Origin of the sequence: Lelliottia sp. JS-SCA-14, from assembly GCF_035593345.1 — a bacterium.
GTDB classification, from domain to species: Bacteria; Pseudomonadota; Gammaproteobacteria; order Enterobacterales; family Enterobacteriaceae; genus Enterobacter; species Enterobacter wanjuensis.
On sequence record NZ_CP141606.1, the window covers coordinates 4883264 to 4897841 of the forward strand.

A 14578-nucleotide genomic window follows, 5' to 3' on the forward strand; every position below is an offset into this window, starting at 1 on the left:
CGTTACCCCTGCTGACTCAAAAATTCATCAATCTCTTTGCGCCATGGAACCGAAGGCTGTGCCCCTTTGCGCGTCACCGCAATTGCCGCAGCGGCATGCGCAAAGCGAATGGCGTTGTCGAGCGACCCACCTTCCAGCAGCGCCGTGACCAGCGCACCGTTAAAGGTGTCTCCCGCGGCGATGGTATCAATGGCCTTAACGTTAAAACCGGGAACGCGACGACCTTCGCCGTTAACGCTCGCCCATACGCCGCGACTGCCCAGCGTAATGATGACCGTGCCGATACCTTTATCGTGCAGCGCCTGAGCGGCACGCGCCGCGTCGTCATCATTTTCCACGCGAATGCCCGTCAGCTTTTCAGCTTCCGTTTCGTTCGGGGTGATGATGTCCACCAGCGCCAGCAACTCGTCTGATAATAGACGCGCTGGAGCAGGGTTAAGTACGACAGTGGTATGATTTTCATGTGCAATTTTCGCGGCCGCCAGCACGCTTTCCACCGGCGACTCGAGCTGCATTAGCAGCGCTTCGGCGTTGGCAATCAGCCCACGCTGTTCTTCTACACGCTCAATATTCAGCGCCGCATTGGCTCCCGCATGAATACCGATAACATTCTCACCTTCCGCGTTGACGAAGATCAGCGCCACGCCGGTTGATTCGCCCGCCACCACGCTGACCGGCGCAATATCAATATTGTCGCTCTCCAGCTGCTTACGCACGCGCTCGCCGGTGTCGTCATCACCCGTACAGGCGATAAAGGCAATGTGCGCCCCGCTGCGTCCGGCAGCCACCGCCTGGTTGGCGCCTTTGCCACCGAAAGCCACCTGATACTGGTTGCCGGTGACGGTTTCGCCAGGGGTCGGGAAAGTGTCAAGGTTAAGAATGTGATCGGCATTGATACTGCCAAGGACGACGAGATTGACTGCGGTTTTCATGATTGAGGTGTCCAGTAAAGGAAGCCACCGGTTTTACCCGGTGGCGTATGCCACACTTTTCTTTATTTTTAGTCCCTCAGGCCGCCAGATGACCGCCTGAATCGCCTATTACTGCTTAACGACCAGCTTCAGGTCAACCGGATATTTCGCCTGGACTTTCTCGCCCTTCAGCACTTTATCCGCAGTCTGAACGCCCGTCGCGCCGATCTGCTCTGGCAACTGAGCGATAGTCGCCGCCAGTTTGCCATCATTTACCGCTTTCTCACCGTCTGGCGTACCGTCAAAACCGACCACCATCACATCAGATTTACCGGCAGTCTGCAGAGCGCGCAGCGCACCCAGAGCCATTTCGTCGTTCTGTGCGAACACAGCCTGCACTTCCGGATGCGCGGTCAGCAGGTTCTGCATCACGTTCAGGCCTTTAGTACGGTCGAAGTCAGCGGGCTGGCTGGCCAGAACGTTAAATTTGTGCGCTGCAACAGCCTGCTGGAAACCTTCGCCACGCTCACGCGCCGCAGAAGTCCCTGCGATACCCTGCAGTTCGATAACTTTGGCGCCTTCACCGGCTTTCTTAGCGATATAGTCACCGGCGATTTTGCCGCCCAGTACGTTGTCAGACGCGATGTGGCTGACCACTTCACCTTTGGTCGCTACGCGGTCCAGAGTAATGACCGGGATTTTCGCCTGGTTGGCCATCTTCACGGCGTTACCCACCGCATCAGAATCGGTTGGGTTGATCAGCAGGATTTTGGTGCCACGAACGGTTAAGTCCTGAACGTTGGCCAGCTCTTTCGCCGGGTTGTTCTGAGAATCCAGAACCACCAGGTTGTAACCCAGTTTGTCGGCTTCTTTCTGTGCGCCATCCTTCAGGGAGACGAAGAACGGGTTGTTCAGCGTTGAGATGACCAGCGCGATGGTGTCTTTCGCCATGGCGTTCGCACTCACGGTAGCGCTCAGCGCCACAGCAGAAACCAGGGTAGCCAGTTTTTTCATGTTCATATTCAAGATGTCCTGTAGTGTCGTCAGTTACTGTTTTTTGTTGTCTACCAGAACCGCCAGCAAAATCACCACTGCTTTAACGATCATCTGGTAATAGGAAGAAACACCTAATAAATTCAAACCATTATTCAGGAAGCCAAGGATAAGTGCGCCGATCAATGTCCCAACAATGCGACCTTTACCGCCCGCGAGGCTGGTACCACCCAGAACCACCGCAGCAATCGCATCCAGCTCATATCCCGTCCCCGCCGTCGGCTGCGCAGAAGAGAGACGCGCCACTTCGATGATACCCGCCAGCGACGCCAGCAGACCGCACAGGGAATAGACGATGATTTTGACTTTATTGACGCTGATGCCGGAAAGACGCGTCGCCGCTTCGTTACCGCCCAGGGCATAGATATAACGGCCCAGACGCGTGTGGTGCAGCATGTACCACGCCGCCAGGAAGACGATCCCCATAATCCACACCGGCGTCGGAATCCCCAGCGGACGACCGATACCAAACCAACCAAACAGATCGGCGTTGTCGGTAAAGCCGGTATTGACGGGGCTGCCGTTGGTGTAAACCATCGTCACGCCGCGCAGCAGCAGCATCATCACCAGCGTGGCGATGAACGCCTGCACGCGGCCTTTTGCCACAATCATCCCGGTAACAGCACCGACAGCCGCACCTAACGCCAGCGCAGCCGCAATCGCCACCAGCGCGTTGACCTCAATCCCTACAATCGAGGCCGCTACTGCGCCGGTGAGCGCCAGCAAAGAACCGACGGACAGGTCGATTCCCGACGTCAAAATCACCAGCGTCATGCCCACGGCCATAATGGCGTTGACGGACGTCTGCTGGAGAATGTTGAACAGGTTATTAACGGTAAAAAAGTTCGGGCTCATGGTCGACACAATCGCGATCAACACCAGCAGGGCGATCAGCGATTTTTGTTCCAACAGCCATGCTTTAGTGAAATAGCGGCGACCAGCAACAGCCTGGGTAGTCATCTTCTTACTCCTGATTCACGCGATTAAGCTTGCCCACAGCGGCAGCCATCAGAACTTCCTGGGTGGCCTGCTCGCGAGTGAATTCACCGCCGAGATGCCCTTCATGCATAACCATAATGCGATCGCTCATGCCTAATACTTCTGGCATCTCGGAAGAGACCAGAATGATGCTCAGACCGTCAGCCTTGAACTGGTTAATCAGCTGATAAATCTCTTTCTTGGCGCCGACGTCAACGCCACGGGTCGGCTCGTCGAGGATCAGCACTTTCGGACGCGTCATCAGGCCGCGGGCAATCGCCACTTTCTGCTGATTCCCGCCGGAGAGCAGGCCGATCGCCTGTTCCATCGATGGCGTTTTGACGTTGAACAGGCGGATAAAATCGCTGACTGCCTGCTGTTCGTCTTTATGTTTCAGGCTGCCGCCGCTGCGGCTGAAGTAGCGCAGCGCCGTCAGGGACATATTCTCTTTTACCGACATGCCCAGCACTAAGCCGTCGCGCTTACGGTCTTCGGAGATATAGACGATGCCGTTCGCCAGCCCATCCTGCGGTGAGCGAGTGACCACTTCGTGACCATCGAGGGTAACGTAACCGCTGGTGCGCGGCAGCGCGCCGTACAGGACTTTCATCAGCTCGGTACGACCGGCGCCCATCAATCCTGCCACGCCGAGGATTTCTCCCTGACGCAGAGTAAAGGAGACATCGTTCACGCCCGGCCCGCAAAGGTTGTCGACTTTAAGGCGAACCGCGCCCGGCGTTTTGTCGAGGCGTGGATACTGCTCTTCGAGCTTACGCCCCACCATCATCTCGATCAGCGTATCTTCAGTCAGTGAGGAGACTTCGCGCTCGGCGATGAACTGCCCGTCGCGGAACACCGTGACGTCATCGCAAATCTCGAAGATCTCTTTCATGCGGTGGGAAATATAGACGATCCCGCGCCCCTGAGATTTCAGCTCACGGATCACGCGGAACAGGGATTCGGTTTCGGTATCGGTCAGAGCGTCGGTCGGTTCATCCATGACGATGACTTTTGACTCGAAGCTCAGCACCTTGGCGATTTCGACCATCTGCTGATCGCCGATAGACAGGTCGCCCACCAGACGGTCACTTTTGAAGCGCAGGTTCAGCTTCGCCAGCAGAATGTCGGCCTCGGCGTACATCTTTTTCCAGTCGATTTTGCCGAAGCGGTTAACGAACTCGCGGCCCAGGAAGATGTTTTCCGCAATGGTGAGCTGCGGGATCAGGTTCAGTTCCTGATGGATGATGCCGATCCCGGCTTCCTGAGAGGATTTAGGTCCGTTGAAAGTGGTCTCTTTCCCCAGCCACAGCAGCGAACCGGCGTCACGGGCATAGATGCCGGTGAGCACTTTCATCATCGTGGATTTGCCCGCGCCGTTTTCACCCACCAGCGCCATAACGCGCCCGGAGTAAACGTTTAACGCCGCGCCGGAGAGGGCTTTTACGCCCGGGAACGATTTATCGATCCCTTTAAGTTGCAATAATGCGTCCATGATGGCCTCAGAAGGTGACGCCAGCACAGAGAATGATATTCGCATACGGGGAACACTCCCCGCTGCGAATCACCGCCTGACTGTCTGCGGTTTGTTGTTTGAATTGTTCGTGCGTTGTGTAACGAATTTCTATGGTGTTTCCCTGGTGTTGTTGCAGTTGCTCAATGTGGCTGAGCAACGTTTCGTGGAGTTGCGGATTATGTTGTTTGATCTCCGTCGCGAGAATGGCCGCCTCAACCTGCATCTCCGCCGTCACCACGCCCAGTACCTGCATAAACGAGGGCACGCCCTGCGTTAACGCCATATCAATACGGGTTGTGCTGCGCGGAACCGGTAAGCCTGCATCGCAAACCACCAGCGTATCGGTATGCCCAAGACGGGAAATAACCGATGAGATTTCAGAGTTGAGAACCGTACCTTTCTTCATTTTTTTGCTCCACTAGCGAAACGTTTCGCTGAAATAAGTTTAATCTCAACGGTGTTCAGAAAACCATCATGACGTAACAGAATTGTGATCAACGTCGAAACGTTTCGCTAAGTGAAATGGGGAGCAAAAGAATTGCCCGGCGGCACTACGCTTGCGCGGGCCTACGGGTAAAGTAGGCCGGGTAAGCGAAGCGCCACCCGGCATTTTTGGAAGGTATTGCGGATGTTAAATCTCGACCTGCGTCCCAAGCTCAATCACGCGGTTAGGCGGGATTTCGAACTGGTCGGGCGCGCGCAGGGCGTTACGCTGCAGGATAAGGTACAGCTTGCCGCGCAGACGCAGATACCACGGACGTTTGCCAACGATCAGCGACTCGTGGGACATAAAGAACGAGGTTTCCATCATTCGGCAGCTCAGGCCTTCAAGACCGCAGCGGTGGAACACCTCTTCCACGTTTGGCGTTTCACGCCAGCCGTAGCTCGCCACCACGCGCCAGAAGGTCGGCGACAACTGCTCGATCTGCACGCGACGAACGTTATGCACGTACGGCGCATCTTCGGTTCTGAGCGTCAGCAGGATCACGCGCTCGTGCAGAACTTTGTTGTGCTTGAGGTTGTGCATCAGGGCAAACGGAATCACATTCAGCGCACGCGACATATACACCGCGGTGCCCGGCACGCGAACCGGCGGGGATTTCTCCAGCGAAGCGATCATCGCTTCCAGAGAGTTACCGTGCTCATGCATACGGCGCAGCAGACGGAAGCGCTCGCTCTTCCAGGTGGTCATCACCAGGAACATCACCAGACCCAGAGTCAGCGGCAGCCAACCGCCGGAGACGATTTTGTCGAGGTTCGCGGAGAACAGCGGCACGTCGATGCACAGGAAACCGATCAGAATCAGCGCCACCAGGAACTTGTTCCAGTGCCAGTTTCGGTACGCCACGGTGGTGGAGAGAATCGAGGTCAGCACCATGGTGCCCGTCACCGCGATACCGTACGCCGCCGCCAGGTTGCTGGAGTGCTCGAAGCTGACAATCACGATCACCACGGCGAAGTAAAGCAGCCAGTTAATGAACGGAATGTAGATCTGCCCGGATTCCATCTCCGAGGTGTGAATAATACGCATCGGCGACAGATACCCCAGACGAACCGCCTGGCGCGTCAGGGAGAAGACGCCTGAAATCACCGCCTGAGATGCAATCACCGTCGCCAGGGTGGCGAGGATCAGCATCGGGACCAGCGCCCAGTCAGGAGCCAGCAGGAAGAACGGGTTCTTGATTGCTTCCGGATGTTTGAGCAGTAACGCGCCCTGACCGAAGTAGTTCAGTGCCAGAGAGGGCAGCACCACGGAGAACCACGCCAGACGAATCGGCAGTTTACCGAAGTGGCCCATATCGGCGTACAGCGCTTCCACACCGGTAATCGACAGCACGACGGCACCCAGTGCAACAAACGACACGGTTTTATATTCGAGGAAGAAGTGGACCGCCCACATTGGGTTCAGCGCCTGCAGCACTTCTGGGTTGCTGAGAATACCGCGCAGGCCAAGCGCCGCCAGGATCAGGAACCAGGCCAGCATAATCGGCGCAAACAGCTTACCCACCAGCCCCGTGCCATGCTTCTGAATCGCGAACAGCAGGGTCAGCACAATAATGGCGAGGGGCACCACCCAGGTATCCAGCTGCGGCGCGATAATCTCCAGCCCCTCTATCGCCGAGAGGACCGAAATCGCCGGGGTGATCACCACTTCTCCATAGAAGAAGCTGCCGCCTATCAGGCCGATAATAACCAGGAACGAGGTCATTTTTGCCGACGTATTGCGCCCGGCAAGGGACATCAACGTCAGGATCCCACCTTCACCGGCGTTGTCTGCGCGCATGACGAAAGAGAGATATTTAACCGAGACCACCAGGATCAGCAGCCAGAAGATGAGTGACAAAAAGCCAAAAACGGCGTCACGTTCAACACCAAAACCAAACTGACCGGACAGACATTCGCGAAGCGTATAGAGCGGGCTGGTACCGATATCACCGTACACAACCCCAATGGCCGCCAGCGTTATAGCGCGTAATGATTGCTTATTATCAGTGCTCATAGACTAGTCTTTTCGTTGTATAACAAATGTGTGCTTAGTCCCTTGGCCCACAAAAAGGCGCACAGTATGCACGATTAATCGCAAGATCGTACCCCTAAATGCAAGCGTATTAATGTAGCGCAAAGAAAATAGCGCCGCACTTCAGTCTATTACCAGCCCATGCTGAAACGTCTATACTCGCATCAATTAGCTGCGACGACGCCGAAAGGACGCAACACAATTATGGCTCACTCACATTTATTAGCAGAAAGAATTTCCCGCCTCAGCGGTGCGCTGGAGAAAGGCCTTTTCGAACGCAGCCATGCGATTAGGCTCTGTTTGCTGGCAGCGCTCAGCGGGGAAAGTGTGTTCCTGCTCGGTCCACCCGGCATCGCAAAGAGCCTGATTGCGCGTCGACTGAAATTTGCCTTCCAGAACGCGCGCGCCTTCGAATATCTTATGACCCGTTTCTCCACCCCGGAAGAGGTGTTTGGCCCGCTCTCGATTCAGGCTCTGAAAGATGAAGGGCGCTATCAGCGCTTAACGGCGGGTTATCTCCCCGAAGCAGAAATTGTCTTTCTGGATGAGATCTGGAAAGCGGGCCCGGCAATCCTGAACACCCTGCTCACCGCCATCAACGAACGCCGCTTCCGTAATGGCGCCTTTGAGGAAAAAATCCCGATGCGTCTGCTGGTGGCGGCGTCTAACGAACTGCCGGAAGCCGACAGCAGCCTCGAAGCGCTGTATGACCGTATGCTGATCCGCCTGTGGCTGGATAAGGTGCAGGATAAATCGAATTTCCGCTCTCTACTGATCAGCCAGCAGGATGAAAACGAAAACCCGGTCTCGCCCTCCTTGCAGGTGACGGATGAAGAGTACCAACAGTGGCAGCAGGATATTGGCAAAATAAAACTGCCGGACGCGGTTTTTGAGCTGATCTTTATGCTTCGCCAGCAGTTGGATCTCTTACCCGCCGCGCCTTACGTCTCCGATCGGCGCTGGAAAAAAGCGATTCGCCTGCTGCAGGCCAGCGCCCTGTTCAGCGGCCGGGATTCTGTCGCCCCCATCGATCTGATCCTGCTGAAAGATTGTCTGTGGCACGATGCCGAAGGGATGAATCTGATGCAGCAGCAGCTGGACGTTTTGATGACCGGACACGCGTGGGGGCAGCAGGCGATGCTCACCCAACTGGGCGCGATCACCCAGCGACGCATCCAGCTTCAGCAGCAGCAAAGTGATAAAACCGCGCTGAAAGTGAGCCGCCTCGGCGGAATGTTCTCGCGTAAACCGCATTACGAACTGCCCACCGAACTGACGGAGACCACCCTGACACTCCTGCTCCAGCAGCCGTTAAAACTGCACGATATGCAGGTGGTTCACATCACCGTCGAGCGCGAGGCGCTGGCCCTGTGGCTGGACAAAAATGGCGAAATCCGCGGGAAGCTCAACGGCATCGGCTTTGCTCAGGTGCTGAACCTGGAAGTGGATACCAGTCTGCACCTGGTGATCCGCGATGTGAGCCTACAGGGTTCACGCCTCGCCCTGCCGGGAAGTGCTTCAGACAGCGTGCCGGAAGAGATTAAACAGCAGCTCGACGCGCTGGATACGGAGTGGCACCAGCAGCACACGCGGTTCAGCGAACAGCAAAAATGCCTCTTTATTCATAGCGACTGGTTGGGTCGCATCGAAGCCAGCCTGCAGGATGTCAGCGCGCAGATCAAACAGGCGCGTCAATGCTAACGCTGGATACCCTCAATGTAATGCTGGCGGTTGGCGAAGAGGGGCTGATAGAAGAGGTCCTTCTGACCTTGCTCGCCTCGCCCCAGCTGGCCGCATTCTTTGAGAAGTTTCCTCGCATAAAAAAGGCCGTCACCGACGATCTCCCGCGCTGGCGGGATAACCTGCGTCAGCGGCTGAAAGAGACCGAAGTCCCGCCCGAATTGACGGAAGAGGTGGCGTGCTACCAGCAATGCCAGCGGTTATCCACATCCCAGTTCATCGTCCAGCTCCCGCAGATCCTGGCGCTGCTTGATAAAGTGCATTCACCTTATGCTTCCCAGGCCCGCACGCTGGTCTCGGACAACGTTACGTTTACCCCGGCGCTGCACACGCTGTTCTTACAGCGCTGGCGGCTCAGCCTGGTGGTACAGACCACGTCGCTCAACCAACAGCTGCTGGAAGAGGAGCGCGAACAGCTGCTGAGTGAAGTTCAGGAGCGCATGACCCTGAGCGGCCAGTTGGAGCAGGTGCTGGTGGAGAACGAACACTCCGCCGGGCGTCTGTGGGATATGAGCGCCGGGCAGATTCGGCGCGGCGACTACCAGCTGATCGTTAAATACGGTGATTTTCTGGCGCAACAGCCCGAGCTGATGCAGATTGCCGAACAGCTTGGCCGTTCGCGGGAAGCGAAGTCGGTGCCGAAGAAAGACGCGCCGATGGAGACCTTCCGCACCCTGGTGCGCGAACCGGCCACCGTGCCGGAGCAGGTCGATGGCCTGCAGCAGAGCGATGATATTCTGCGCCTGCTGCCAACGGAGCTGGCGACGCTTGGGATCACCGAGCTGGAGTACGAGTTTTACCGGCGGCTGGTGGAGAAGCAGCTCCTGACCTATCGCCTGCACGGTGAATCCTGGCGCGAGAAAATCAGTCAGCGTCCGGTCGTACATCAGGATTTTGACGAGCAGCCGCGCGGGCCTTTTATTGTCTGCGTCGATACTTCTGGGTCGATGGGCGGCTTTAACGAACAGTGCGCCAAAGCCTTTTGCCTGGCGCTGATGCGTGTGGCCCTCGCCGATCGGCGGCGTTGCTTCATTATGCTGTTTTCCAGCGAAGTGGTGGGATACGAACTGACGGGTGAGCAGGGTATCGAGCAGGCGATCCGTTTTTTGAGCCAGCGCTTTCGCGGCGGGACCGATATCGCCAGCTGTTTTCGCGCCATCGCAGAACGTATGCAGGGCGGAGACTGGTATGACGCAGATGCGGTGGTGATTTCTGACTTTATTGCCCAGCGGCTGCCGGATGAGGTGGTGGCGAAGGTGAAGTCGTTACAGCGGGATCACCAGCATCGTTTTCACGCCGTCGCCATGTCGCAACATGGAAAACCCGGCATCATGCGCATCTTCGATCATATCTGGCGCTTTGATACCGGGTTGCGTAGCCGCCTGGTCAGACGCTGGCGGCGTTAGCTTTACAGTAAGGAACCGACGCTTTCACGAACCTGCTGCGGCCATACGCCACACTGCACCTGCCCGATATGGGACAGCTGCAGCAGCAGCATCGTCAGACGCGACTGGCCGATACCTCCGCCGATGGTTTGCGGCATTTCACCGCGCAGCAGGGCCTGATGCCATTCGAGTTTCAGGCGATCTTCATCCCCCGTCGTCGCCAGCTGGCGCTTCAGCGCGTCGGCATCCACGCGGATCCCCATGGAAGAGAGCTCAAACGCATCTTCCAGAATCGGGTTCCACACTAAAATATCGCCGTTCAGACCAGCCAGTTCACGCTCATCGCGGGTGCTCCAGTCATCATAATCCGGGGCACGCACGTCGTGGCGCTGACCGTCTGACAGCTTTCCACCGATACCGATCAGGAACACCGCGCCCAGCTCTTTGGCGATCGCGCGCTCGCGGCCTTTGGCGTCGAGATCCGGGAAACGGCTCAGCAGATCCTGGCTGTGTACAAACTGGATCGAATCTGGCAGGAACGGTGCCAGACCGAACTCTTCACTCACCGCCGCTTCGGTCGCTTTGATCCCCGCGTAGATGGCTTCTACGGTGGATTTCAGCGTGCCCAGGTGGCGTTCGCCATCCCCCATCACGCGTTCCCAGTCCCACTGGTCAACGTAAACAGAGTGGATGGCCGTCAGGCGGTCTTCATCGGGGCGAAGGGCTTTCATGTGCGTGTAGAGCCCTTCGCCCGCGCTGAAGTCGTGTTGTCCCAGTGTCTGACGTTTCCATTTCGCGAGTGAATGCACCACTTCGAACTGGGCGTCTGGCAAGGTTTTCACTTTTACCTGTACCGCTTTTTCGCAACCAGACAAGTTGTCCTGCGTCCCATCGCCAACGCGGCTGAGGATCGGGGCCTGCACTTCAATCAGGCCAAGCTTCTCTTCGAGCTGACGTGAAAAATGGGATTTAACGAAACTGATCTGGCGTTGTTTTGCGATATAAGCGGTTTTCATTTTTATACTCCTGCGTCCTGTTGATATTGATTAAGCAACAAAACCGGCACTCAATTCAATAATCCAACAACAAAAAGCCTGCTTCACTTTTGATTCGTTAAAATAAGACGCTAGAATAGAGGGATTACTCAATCTTCATAAGAAAAACCTATGGAAAATTATCAGATCGACAATCTGGACCGCGGCATCCTCGAGGCATTAATGGCCAATGCGCGCACGGCGTATGCTGAACTGGCTAAACAATTCGGCGTCAGCCCGGGGACGATTCACGTTCGCGTCGAGAAGATGAAGCAGGCGGGGATTATTACCGGGGCGCGGATTGACGTCAGTCCGAAACAGCTCGGGTATGACGTCTGCTGCTTCATTGGCATTATTCTGAAAAGCGCAAAAGATTACCCCTCAGCGCTGGCCCGGCTCGAAAGCCTGGAAGAGGTGACCGAAGCCTATTACACCACCGGGCACTACAGCATCTTTATTAAGGTGATGTGCAAGTCGATCGATGCCCTGCAGCAGGTACTTATCAACAAGATCCAAACAATTGATGAAATTCAGTCCACCGAGACGCTGATCTCCCTGCAGAACCCGATCATGCGCACCATCCGCCCGTAGCGGCACCTTTTAATCACCACATTTTCCACAGGTAGATCCCAGCTCGCTCACAGCGTACAATGCTTCCCTCTTTATATGAGCGAGCGATCATGGCAGATATTACTCTTATCAGTGGCAGTACTCTTGGCGGCGCGGAATATGTTGCAGAACACCTGGCCGAAAAGCTGGAAGATGCCGGTTTTTCCACCGAAACCCTCCACGGGCCGTTGCTGGAAGATCTTTCTGTTGATGGGATCTGGCTGCTGATCACCTCGACCCACGGTGCGGGCGATATCCCGGATAACCTGCAACCTCTCTATGATGAGCTTCTCGAGCAGCTCCCTGACCTGTCAGGCGTGCGTTTTGGCGCGATCGGTATTGGTAGCCGCGAATACGACACCTTTTGCGGTGCCGTAGAGAAAGTCGAAGCCGCGATCATCTCCGGTGGGGCAAAACAGATCGGCGAAACGCTGAAGATCAACATCCTCGATCATGATATTCCGGAGGATCCAGCCGAAGAATGGCTGGGTGGATGGATTAATTTACTCAAGAACGCTTAAAGATCGTGCGATCAGATGTGGATAAGTCTGGTTAAAACCTTGGATCAACCGGTAGTTATCCAAGGTATAACCGTTGGCTGGTTTTTGACCTGTGTATAAGTCGAGGATCTAACCCCAGCTTATACTGTCCAGGATCACCGATCATTCACAGCAAACGATCCTTTCTATCCTTATGATCTTTCTCATGAGATCCCACTTACCCACAGGTGAAGGCGATCCTAATAAGAGATCATAGTAAAACAGATCTCTAAATAAGAAGATCTTCTTTTTAATAGCCAAGATCCCAATGCTTTCTCGAAAGACTAAACTTGAGTAGAATCCACGGCCCGGGCTTAAATCCATTTTCAAACCGCTTTACGCAAGGCAGGAAAGCATGTTTTATCAGGATCCTTTTGACGTCATCATCATTGGCGGGGGTCACGCAGGCACTGAGGCCGCTATGGCCGCAGCGCGTATGGGTCAACAGACCCTGCTTTTGACACACAATATCGACACGCTGGGACAAATGTCCTGTAATCCGGCGATTGGCGGCATTGGGAAAGGACACCTGGTAAAAGAAGTGGATGCTCTTGGCGGCCTGATGGCGAAAGCGATCGATCAGGCAGGCATTCAGTTTAGGATACTAAACGCGAGCAAAGGTCCCGCCGTTCGAGCCACCCGCGCTCAGGCAGACCGCGTGCTCTACCGCCAGGCTGTGCGTACTGCGCTGGAGAATCAGCCGAACCTGATGATCTTCCAGCAGGCGGTGGAAGATCTTATCGTTGAGAACGATCGTGTCGTCGGTGCTGTGACCCAGATGGGTCTGAAGTTCCGCGCCAAATCCGTGGTGCTGACGGTCGGGACCTTCCTCGATGGCAAAATTCACATTGGTCTGGATAACTACAGCGGTGGCCGTGCTGGCGATCCGCCGTCCATTCCCCTGTCCCGTCGTCTTCGCGAACTGCCGCTGCGCGTCAGCCGCCTGAAAACCGGTACGCCGCCGCGTATTGATGCGCGCACCATCGATTTTAGCGTGCTGGCAGAGCAGCACGGCGACAACCCGATGCCGGTCTTCTCGTTCATGGGTTCCGCTGCACAGCATCCGCAGCAGGTGCCGTGCTACATCACGCACACCAACGAAAAAACCCATGACGTGATCCGCAATAACCTCGATCGTAGCCCGATGTACGCCGGTGTGATCGAAGGGATCGGCCCGCGCTATTGTCCGTCGATCGAAGACAAGGTGATGCGCTTTGCCGATCGTAACCAGCACCAGATCTTCCTGGAGCCGGAAGGCCTCACCTCTAACGAAATTTACCCGAACGGCATCTCCACCAGCCTGCCGTTCGATGTGCAGATGCAAATTGTTCGCTCAATGCAGGGCATGGAGAACGCAAAAATCGTTCGTCCTGGCTACGCTATTGAGTACGATTTCTTCGACCCGCGCGATCTGAAACCGACACTGGAGAGCAAATTTATCCAGGGCCTGTTCTTCGCCGGACAGATCAACGGCACCACCGGTTACGAAGAAGCCGCCGCGCAGGGCCTGCTGGCGGGTCTTAACGCCGCGCGCTTCTCTGCCGAAAAAGACGGCTGGGCACCGCGTCGCGATCAGGCCTATCTGGGCGTGCTGGTCGACGATCTCTGCACCCTCGGTACCAAAGAACCGTACCGCATGTTCACTTCACGTGCGGAATATCGTCTGATGCTGCGTGAAGACAACGCCGATCTGCGTCTGACCGAAATGGGTCGCGAGCTGGGTCTGGTCGATGACGAACGCTGGGCGCGTTTCAACGACAAGCTCGAGCGTATCGAAACTGAACGCCAGCGCCTGAAAACGTCCTGGGTGAACCCACAGACCGAATCAGTAGGCGAAGTGAACGCTCACTTGAGCGCACCACTGTCGCGCGAAGCCAGCGGGGAAGATCTGCTGCGCCGCCCGGAAATGACCTACGAGAAGCTGGTGCAGATGACGCCGTTCGCGCCGGGTCTGGACGACGCCGAAGCGGCCGAACAGGTCGAAATTCAGGTCAAATACGAAGGTTACATCGCGCGTCAGCAGGATGAGATCGAGAAACAGCTGCGCAACGAGAACACGCTGCTGCCGGCAATGCTGGACTACCGCCAGGTGACGGGGCTGTCCAACGAAGTGATCGCCAAGCTGAACGATCACAAACCGGTGTCGATCGGCCAGGCATCTCGCATCTCCGGCGTGACGCCCGCAGCGATCTCCATTCTGCTGGTATGGCTGAAAAAACAAGGTATGCTGCGCCGCAGCGCTTAACAGCAGGCAATCGTTGCCATTTTGGCGGGTGGCGTTTCGCTAACCCGCCCTAC

General features: G+C 56.1%; 12 protein-coding genes. 5 read left to right on the top strand and 7 right to left on the bottom strand.

What is annotated here, in order from left to right; genetic code table 11:
• Positions 1-2: 2 nt before the first annotated feature.
• From rbsK to kup, 6 genes are all read right to left on the bottom strand, one after another.
• A complete protein-coding gene (rbsK, locus tag U9O48_RS22785) occupies positions 3-932 on the bottom strand; it encodes a ribokinase (protein WP_285146311.1) in 930 nt (309 codons plus the stop codon).
• A gap of 108 nt (positions 933-1040) precedes the next feature.
• Positions 1041-1931: a ribose ABC transporter substrate-binding protein RbsB gene (rbsB, locus tag U9O48_RS22790; RefSeq protein ID WP_095284071.1), complete on the bottom strand. Its 891-nt coding sequence runs from the start codon at positions 1929-1931 to the stop codon at positions 1041-1043.
• Between the two features lie 27 nt (positions 1932-1958).
• Positions 1959-2924 (bottom strand): ribose ABC transporter permease, encoded by a 966-nt coding sequence (gene rbsC, locus U9O48_RS22795; RefSeq protein ID WP_095284073.1) that lies wholly within the window; start codon positions 2922-2924, stop codon positions 1959-1961.
• 4 nt (positions 2925-2928) lie between these two features.
• Positions 2929-4434, bottom strand: coding sequence for a ribose ABC transporter ATP-binding protein RbsA (rbsA, locus tag U9O48_RS22800; protein ID WP_285146318.1), 1506 nt, complete (start codon positions 4432-4434; stop codon positions 2929-2931).
• 7 nt (positions 4435-4441) lie between these two features.
• Positions 4442-4861: a D-ribose pyranase gene (gene rbsD / locus U9O48_RS22805; protein ID WP_125914997.1), complete on the bottom strand. Its 420-nt coding sequence runs from the start codon at positions 4859-4861 to the stop codon at positions 4442-4444.
• Between the two features lie 225 nt (positions 4862-5086).
• Positions 5087-6955, bottom strand: a complete 1869-nt coding sequence (gene kup, locus U9O48_RS22810) for a low affinity potassium transporter Kup (protein ID WP_282494084.1) — start codon at positions 6953-6955, stop codon at positions 5087-5089.
• A 222-nt stretch (positions 6956-7177) separates the two neighbouring features.
• Between kup and ravA the strand changes: the two genes are divergently transcribed.
• Both ravA and viaA read left to right on the top strand, forming a co-directional pair.
• Positions 7178-8674: an ATPase RavA gene (gene ravA, locus U9O48_RS22815; protein WP_324723255.1), complete on the top strand. Its 1497-nt coding sequence runs from the start codon at positions 7178-7180 to the stop codon at positions 8672-8674.
• Entirely contained in the window at positions 8668-10119 is a 1452-nt protein-coding gene (gene viaA / locus U9O48_RS22820) for an ATPase RavA stimulator ViaA (RefSeq protein ID WP_324723256.1), read from the top strand. Before ravA ends, viaA begins: the two co-directional genes overlap by 7 nt.
• 2 nt (positions 10120-10121) lie before the next feature.
• On the opposite strand, the gene asnA is transcribed toward viaA, so the two are convergent.
• Positions 10122-11114: an aspartate--ammonia ligase gene (gene asnA / locus U9O48_RS22825; protein WP_282494080.1), complete on the bottom strand. Its 993-nt coding sequence runs from the start codon at positions 11112-11114 to the stop codon at positions 10122-10124.
• A 150-nt stretch (positions 11115-11264) separates the two neighbouring features.
• Between asnA and asnC the strand changes: the two genes are divergently transcribed.
• From asnC to mnmG, 3 genes are all read left to right on the top strand, one after another.
• The gene (asnC, locus tag U9O48_RS22830; protein ID WP_088221282.1) at positions 11265-11723 is read left to right on the top strand and encodes a transcriptional regulator AsnC; all 459 of its coding nucleotides are present in this window, start codon (positions 11265-11267) and stop codon (positions 11721-11723) included.
• Between the two features lie 89 nt (positions 11724-11812).
• Positions 11813-12262: an FMN-binding protein MioC gene (mioC, locus tag U9O48_RS22835; protein WP_282494079.1), complete on the top strand. Its 450-nt coding sequence runs from the start codon at positions 11813-11815 to the stop codon at positions 12260-12262.
• 373 nt (positions 12263-12635) lie between these two features.
• Positions 12636-14525, top strand: a complete 1890-nt coding sequence (gene mnmG / locus U9O48_RS22840) for a tRNA uridine-5-carboxymethylaminomethyl(34) synthesis enzyme MnmG (protein WP_285151077.1) — start codon at positions 12636-12638, stop codon at positions 14523-14525.
• Positions 14526-14578: the final 53 nt, after the last annotated feature.